At 59.9% G+C, this 6,377-nt stretch carries 5 protein-coding genes; 1 reads left to right on the top strand and 4 read right to left on the bottom strand.

Going from position 1 to position 6,377, the window contains the following annotated elements; all coding sequences use genetic code 11:
• The 3 genes from ACTO5E_RS00780 to ACTO5E_RS00770 form a co-directional block, all read right to left on the bottom strand.
• The coding region (locus tag ACTO5E_RS00780; protein ID WP_482300718.1) for a GntR family transcriptional regulator at positions 1-431 on the bottom strand (431 nt) is incomplete at its 3' end.
• A gap of 325 nt (positions 432-756) precedes the next feature.
• A complete protein-coding gene (locus ACTO5E_RS00775; RefSeq protein WP_482300717.1) occupies positions 757-1,695 on the bottom strand; it encodes a methyl-accepting chemotaxis protein in 939 nt (312 codons plus the stop codon).
• A 14-nt stretch (positions 1,696-1,709) separates the two neighbouring features.
• Positions 1,710-2,765: an FIST N-terminal domain-containing protein gene (locus ACTO5E_RS00770; RefSeq protein WP_482300715.1), complete on the bottom strand. Its 1,056-nt coding sequence runs from the start codon at positions 2,763-2,765 to the stop codon at positions 1,710-1,712.
• Positions 2,766-3,081: 316 nt separating this feature from the next.
• Here ACTO5E_RS00770 and ACTO5E_RS00765 point away from each other — a divergent pair, with 316 nt between their 5' ends.
• On the top strand, positions 3,082-4,545 hold the full coding sequence (locus tag ACTO5E_RS00765; protein WP_482300713.1) for a sulfatase family protein: 1,464 nt from the start codon (positions 3,082-3,084) through the stop codon (positions 4,543-4,545).
• A gap of 57 nt (positions 4,546-4,602) precedes the next feature.
• Here the strand turns inward: ACTO5E_RS00765 and ACTO5E_RS00760 are convergent, their stop codons facing one another.
• Complete coding sequence (locus tag ACTO5E_RS00760; RefSeq protein ID WP_482300710.1) at positions 4,603-6,375, bottom strand: KAP family P-loop NTPase fold protein; 1,773 nt, start codon at positions 6,373-6,375, stop codon at positions 4,603-4,605.
• Between the last annotated feature and the right edge of the window lie 2 nt (positions 6,376-6,377).

The following is a 6,377-nucleotide window of genomic DNA, read 5'->3' as shown; positions in this document are numbered from 1 at the left end:
ATGCCGAGCGTCTTGTTCCTGAGGACCTGCGGATAGCGGCCGCCCTTCACGATCATGCCCTTCATCGCCTGGGCGAGCTCCACCATGTCCAGCAGCTCCTGCCGGGCCACGCCCAGACGTTGGGCCTCGGCCACCATAGCTGCCACAAACCGGGAGGAAAACTCTCCCTGGCGTTTTTTTTGCAGCAGGGCCCTGGCCCCCTCTGCCACAAACATGCCCACCCCCCGCTTTTTGTAGGCCGCGCCCTGGTCTACCAACAGATTGATGCCCTTTAAGGCTGTGGCGGGGTTGATGGTGTACTGCACGGAAAGCTCCGTGATGGAGGGAAGCTGCCCTCCCTCCGGCAAAGCGCCGGACAGCACCGCGTCCTCCAGGCCCTCGGCAATTTGCAGGAAAATGGGCTTTTCCCCGCTTAGATCCAGCTTTTGCATGTGCGCCTCCTTTCTAAACCGGTTAACTACTCAAGTAACTAACTATAACAGCAGTATACCACGCTCTCCGTCACCTGTCAAGGGGGACAGCAGATAATTTTTAGAAAATCATTACAGCGCCAGCCCCTGCTAGAGAGACTGACGCTGCCCCTTCCGCCATCGCAAAAAACATGACAAAAAGCTGTTTGAACCCCTGGGACAGAACTCCGCTGCTCAAAGGCTGCCGTCTTTTGGGCCATCACCACATGATTCAGGAGGGCTCCCCGGTCAGCAAAAGGCGCAAAAAACCGGCCCCTCTCCGGGCCGGCTTTTCTCCTGGGAAGGCTCAGCCTTCCTCCTGCTGCAGCTCCGCCACAATCGGAGGCAGCTGGGATATCATATTGTCCATATCCTCAAACATGGCGCTTTTGGTGGTGCCCAGGCGGCTGGCATTATCAATGTGCTTCACTACCTCCTGGTGCAGGTCCTTGATGCGCTGGAAGAACTGGCAGATCACCTGCAGCTCTGTCTGCGAGGACTCGATCACCTCAGAGATCTCATCCTGCACTCCCACAGCGTCCTCGGCCGCTGTGGTGATGCTCTGAAAGCTCTCGCTGGTCTGGTCTACAATCTCCATTCCCTGGCCCAGGGTGTCCTGCGAGACGGAGATGCTGCTGCTCAGCTGCCCGGCCCGGGCCTCCACGTCAGCCACGCCGCCCTCCACCTCAGCGGCCAGCACCTTGATCTCCTTGGCCAGCCCCTTCACCTGGGTGGCCACCACCGAGAAGCCCCGGCCCGCCTCGCCCACCCGGGCGGCCTCAATCGAGGCGTTCAGGGCCAGAATATTGGTCTGGTCGGCAATGGCGACGATTTTTCCCATGCACTGGCGTATTCCCTCAACGGCCTCCTGCAGCCGGGAGAAAATTCCGGCCATCTCCTCGTAGGAGCTTTGAATGGCGGTATAGGTCTGGCCCAACGCCTCCATCTGCCCCTGGGCGCCGTTCACGCTTCCGGCAATGTTATCCCGCACCTCGCCAAACTGCCCTGCCGTCTGGTTGATGTTGGCAAAGGAGTCCCCCAGGTCCTGCAGCTTGTTGTGGAACAGTTCCGCCTCCCGCAGCACGCCGGAGAAGGAGCGGCTTACCTGGCCCAGCTCCCGCAGGGAGTCCACCTCCTTCTCTACCAGCGCCTGCTGATACTCCTTCAGGCTGCCGGCCACATACAGCACCGGGTAGAGGTCCCGTTCCTGCCGGGGCAGCTGCCCTTTCTTATGAAAGATACTCATGGCTCTCCCCCTTATTATTCAAAGACCACACAGGTCATGGATTGATTGACAAAACGGTCGTTATAGTGCTCGCCATAGCCCACCAGCCCGGCATGGCTGCCCAGCGCCGCCATGTCCCGCAGATAGTCGGACATATACCCATGCTCGGAGAACAGCTTGTAGCGGAACAGGCAGTTGACAGAGAAAATGGCAGAGCGGCGGGGGAAGTCCTTGCGGATCTGGGCAATGGTCTCCTTCACTGTGGCCCGGTAGTCCCCCAGCTCCAGCAGGCTCAGCACGTCTGAGTCATTCACCTGGCGGAAGCAGGCCAAAGCGTTGCCCTTTACCTCCTTGATGGAGACAATGCACACGTCGTCCCCGTTCAACTTGCCAAAGGGATTTTGGAAGGTGCGGGTGAGAATCTCCTCGTCCGTCACATGAAGAATCTCCTGGTAGACCTGCTTGGCAGGCCTGCCGTTGAGAGAGCCCAGTATGTAATTGGCCCGGTCTGTCTGCGAGGCGATAAACTGGTAATTGCCCATCTGGCGGTAGATATTCTCCTTATAGGCCTTCACCCTGCCCCCCAGGTTGCGCACCAGGGCATAGGCCACGCCGTCCTGGCAGACGCGCCCGTTGGCCGAAACCCGCCCCTGGTCGCCGGTGCCGCCCACCAGAGAGATGCCCTTCCTGCGCAGGGAAGCATTGATGGTGGTCAGCACACAGGCGTCGTTGCCGCTGCAAAAGTCCAGGCAGATCACATCCTTGCCGCTGCCGCCGATCCTTTTCAGGTCCTCCTCCAGCCGCCGGATATGCCTTACCGGCATGGTAGAGGCGTGCTCCAGCAGGTTGGCGGCGGCGGCGACCCCGTCGGAAAAGGCGATAATGCCCACGCCCCGCTCCACCACCTTGGTCTGGTAGCTCATGCCGATGCAGCCAATGCTTGGGACGCCGGGAAAGCGCTTCTCCAACTCCTGCACATGGTCCTCAAACTGCTTTTCATTGGACATCAGCATAATAAACTGCGGGGAGTACAAGCCGGAGAGAGCCTGAGAGAGATCGCCCTGCTGGCTCATCCCAAAAAACTGCTTCATGCTGTTGTTCACCCTCCTGTTCGTGTGATTCGGGTTAAATTATACCAAAAAAGGTGGTGCTCTGTCAAGCGGGAGGCCCAGGGGATGGGCCCAAATGGAGAGATTTGTGGGCGGTATGGGGAGCTCTGGCAGGCCTGGCTTTGCCTCAGAAGCCCCCTCAAGGCTCCGTCCGGGACCCGTAAAAGGGCAGAATGCCCGCCGCTTGGCCCGGCTGAATCAGCCGGCCGCCCAATCTGTCCGCAAAATTTCCAAAAAGGATTCCATTTTCAAAAACAAAATAGTATAATAGAGGCAAATCGCCCAAAGGAGGCAAATTATGCGCGTCATCATGTTCGACATCGACACCCTGCGCCCGGACCACCTGGGCTGCTATGGCTATGGCAGAGACACCTCCCCTGCTATTGACTCCGTGGCCCGGGAGGGCGTCCGCTTTGACAATTACTACTGCCCCAACGCCCCCTGCCTGCCCTCTCGTGCCTCGCTGATTACCGGCCGCTACGGCATCCGCAACGGGGTGCTGGGCCATGGGGGCACTGCCGCCGACCTGCGCCTGCAGGGCGAGACCCGCCACTTCCGGGACGAGTGCAGCGAAAACGGCCTGTTCATGCAGTTCCGCCAGGCGGGGATGCACACAGCGTCCTTCTCCACCTTTGCCGAGCGCCACTCCGCCTGGTGGTTCAACGCCGGGTTCAACGAGTGCTTCAATGTGGGCAAATGCGGCAACGAGTCTGCCGAGGAGGTCACCCCCCATGTGCTGGACTGGCTCCGCCGCCGGGGCGGGGAGGACAACTGGTTTCTCCATGTCCACTATTGGGACCCCCACACCCCCTACCGGGCCCCGGCCGCCTTCGGCTATCCCTATGAGGACGTTCCCCTGCCGGACAACTGGATCACCCAGGAGATCTTTGACCAGCACCTGCTGCATGTAGGGCCCCACGGCGCAAACGAGATCAACATGTGGGACGACGCCCAGTACCCTCAGTACCCCCGCCACCCTGGCTGTCTGAAAAGCCTGGACGATGTGAAGGCCATGATTGACAGCTATGACTATGGTGTGCGCTGGACGGACGACAATATCGCCCAGATTCTGGACCAGCTGAAGGACCTGGGGGTTTATGAGGACACGGCTGTGATTATCACCTCGGACCATGGGGAGAACTTTGGAGAGCTGGGCCTTTACGGCGAACACGGCACTGCCGACGAGCCCACCTGCCACATTCCCATGATCATCAAATGGCCCGGGGGCATGAAGGGCCATGTGGACAGCGGCTTTCACGACAATGTGGACCTGGCCCCCACCGTTCAGGAACTGCTTGGCACCTCCATGCGGGGCGGGTATGACTACGACGGCCAGTCCTATGCCCCGGCTCTGCTCAAGGGGGAGGACTGCGCCCGGGACAGCGTGGTGCTCACCCAGTGCTGCCATGTGTGCCAGCGGTCCGCGCGGTTCGATGATTACCTCTACATCCGCACCGTGCATGGGGGCTATCATCTGTTCCCCAAGGAGATGCTCTTTGACGTGAAAAACGACCCCCACCAGCTTCACAACCTGGCGGAGGAGCGGCCCGACCTGTGCGACAGGGGCGCACGCCTGCTGCTGAACTGGACCGAGGACATGATGAAGAAATCCGACTTTGAGGCTGACCCCATGTGGACCGTTATGCGGGAGGGAGGCCCGGAGCACGCCCGGGGTATGCTGGAAAGCTACATTCAACGCCTGGAGGGCACTCCACGGGCAGACCAGATTCCCCTGCTGCGGGAGCAGTACCCCAAGTTCTGAGTAAATGCCAGACAGAAAACCGCCGCCCGGGCCTCTGCCCCGGCGGTGGTTTTTTGCTTACTGCTTCAGAAAGCCCCAGTCCCGCATGAGCTGAAAAATCAAATCTGTGTTGCGGTGGCAGCCTGCGAACACAGTCAGCCGGCCCTCGGTGCAGTAGCACTCAAACACGCCGTCCTGCCGGCCGCTGGGACTCTCGCCATCCGGCAGAATAAGGAAGCTTCCCGGATAGTGCTGGTTCAGATTTGTCCGATTGAAGCGTTGGGCATAGAGAGTGACAAAGGCCTTCCGCGGAATATCTGTGGAGTTTGGCCGGTAGGTGATAATCATTCTCCGCCAGCCCTTGCCCTGCAGGTTCCGCAGCTGGTAGTCCACCCGGAGGTCCTTCTCCCGGTTGGACAGCGTTGTTTTGGTGCTGGCGGTCACCTCTCTCCACTCCTCGCTGTTCCCCATCATTTCCGGCTGAGACTCGCCCAACTCCCGGAACAGCCTGCGGATGAACTGGACGGCGGTAAGGTTATCTTGCCGCACGTCCTCCGACTTGGTGTAAAGGAGGATGTTTTGCAGCTGCTCTGTGGCATTGAGGCTGTCGGCCTCCTCGGTATAAAACTGGTCCAGCACAGCGGCAATATATTCCCGCTCCACGCCGCTCTCATCGCTGCGGAGGGCTTGAAAATTCGCGTGCATCGCCGCCAAGTCGTCCTCTACAATCTGGCTTACCAGCAGCGTGTGGTCGCTCTCCCGGGTCAGCTGCAGCAAAAGCACCGCGTACTGCCGGACGGCAAGCTCCTGCGCATCCTCCTGGACGCCGCTTTGGGGCGTGTTGATGCACTGGACCATCCGCAGCATGTTCAGGCTGCGCTTGATGGTTCTGGGATTGCGGATGCCGAACCGCCTGAGCAGCTCCACAAAGGGCTTGGCCTCGTCCGGGGCCACCTTCAGCAGGCTGGACACATAGGCGGTCAGATCGTAGGAGTTTACCGGCAGCTGAAAGGGCAGCTGAATAATCTTATCGAAGAACTGCTTTGCCATGCCTGCGGTGAGCTCCGCCCCATATTTGGACTTCAGCCCCCGCTCCACCACGCTCTGGTCCACTGCCAGAATAAAGACGCAGTGCTGGTAGCTGGCAAAGTTCTTCATGCCCTCAATCAGGTCCAGGGCCACCTGGGGGTCCAGCCGGTCCAGGTCGTCTACAAAAATAAACAGGCGGGGGTTGGCAAGCCCTCCTACCAGCTTCTGTATCCGGCTCTCAATGTCCTCCTTCACCAGCTTCATCAGGCGGGTGGCGCTGAGCTGGTCCGGCTGCTCCAGCTGCGGCTCCGGAGACGTCCGCTCGCACAGCGCTTTTACCGCGCTGCTGAGATATTTCAGGGAGGTGCTCTCGTCGATAAAGGTGACCGCCACATTTCTGGCCGCGTCTCCCAGCCGCATGACCCCGGCCAGCACTCTCTCAGCCGCAGTGCCCTGCTTTTGGTCCCGGCCCTCCCCGGCCTGGCTGGCTTCCAGCTCCATCAGCCGGTCGTTCAGGGTGTGCATCAGCTCAAACACCAGCTTGGCGTGGTCGTTGATCACCGAGAACTCCCAGGTGTTGAAGTTGATGATCTGCTTTCGGATCTCCCCGCCATAGAGGAATTCCAGCCGCTTCTGAATGATCATCATCGCTGAGCTTTTGCCCGAGCCCCAGTCGCCGTTAATGGCAATGGTCATAGGCGTCTCGCACTCGCAGATAAACTGGGTCAGGCCATTGTATTTTTCGTTCATGCCCAGACTGTCCAGCTCCGCAGGCATGTCAGAATAGCCCTGACGCCGGCTCGCCGTCTGCTGGTCTCCCATAA

The organism is Acutalibacter sp. (genome assembly GCF_056800975.1).
This window is presented reverse-complemented; position numbering and strand designations above follow the sequence as displayed.

Coding starts and splice junctions, on each gene's coding strand:
- ACTO5E_RS00775 (WP_482300717.1), bottom strand. CDS start 1,695: ATGAGTATCTTTCATAAGAAAGGGCAGCTGCCCCGGCAGGAACGGGAC.
- ACTO5E_RS00770 (WP_482300715.1), bottom strand. CDS start 2,765: ATGAAGCAGTTTTTTGGGATGAGCCAGCAGGGCGATCTCTCTCAGGCT.
- ACTO5E_RS00765 (WP_482300713.1), top strand. CDS start 3,082: ATGCGCGTCATCATGTTCGACATCGACACCCTGCGCCCGGACCACCTG.
- ACTO5E_RS00760 (WP_482300710.1), bottom strand. CDS start 6,375: ATGGGAGACCAGCAGACGGCGAGCCGGCGTCAGGGCTATTCTGACATG.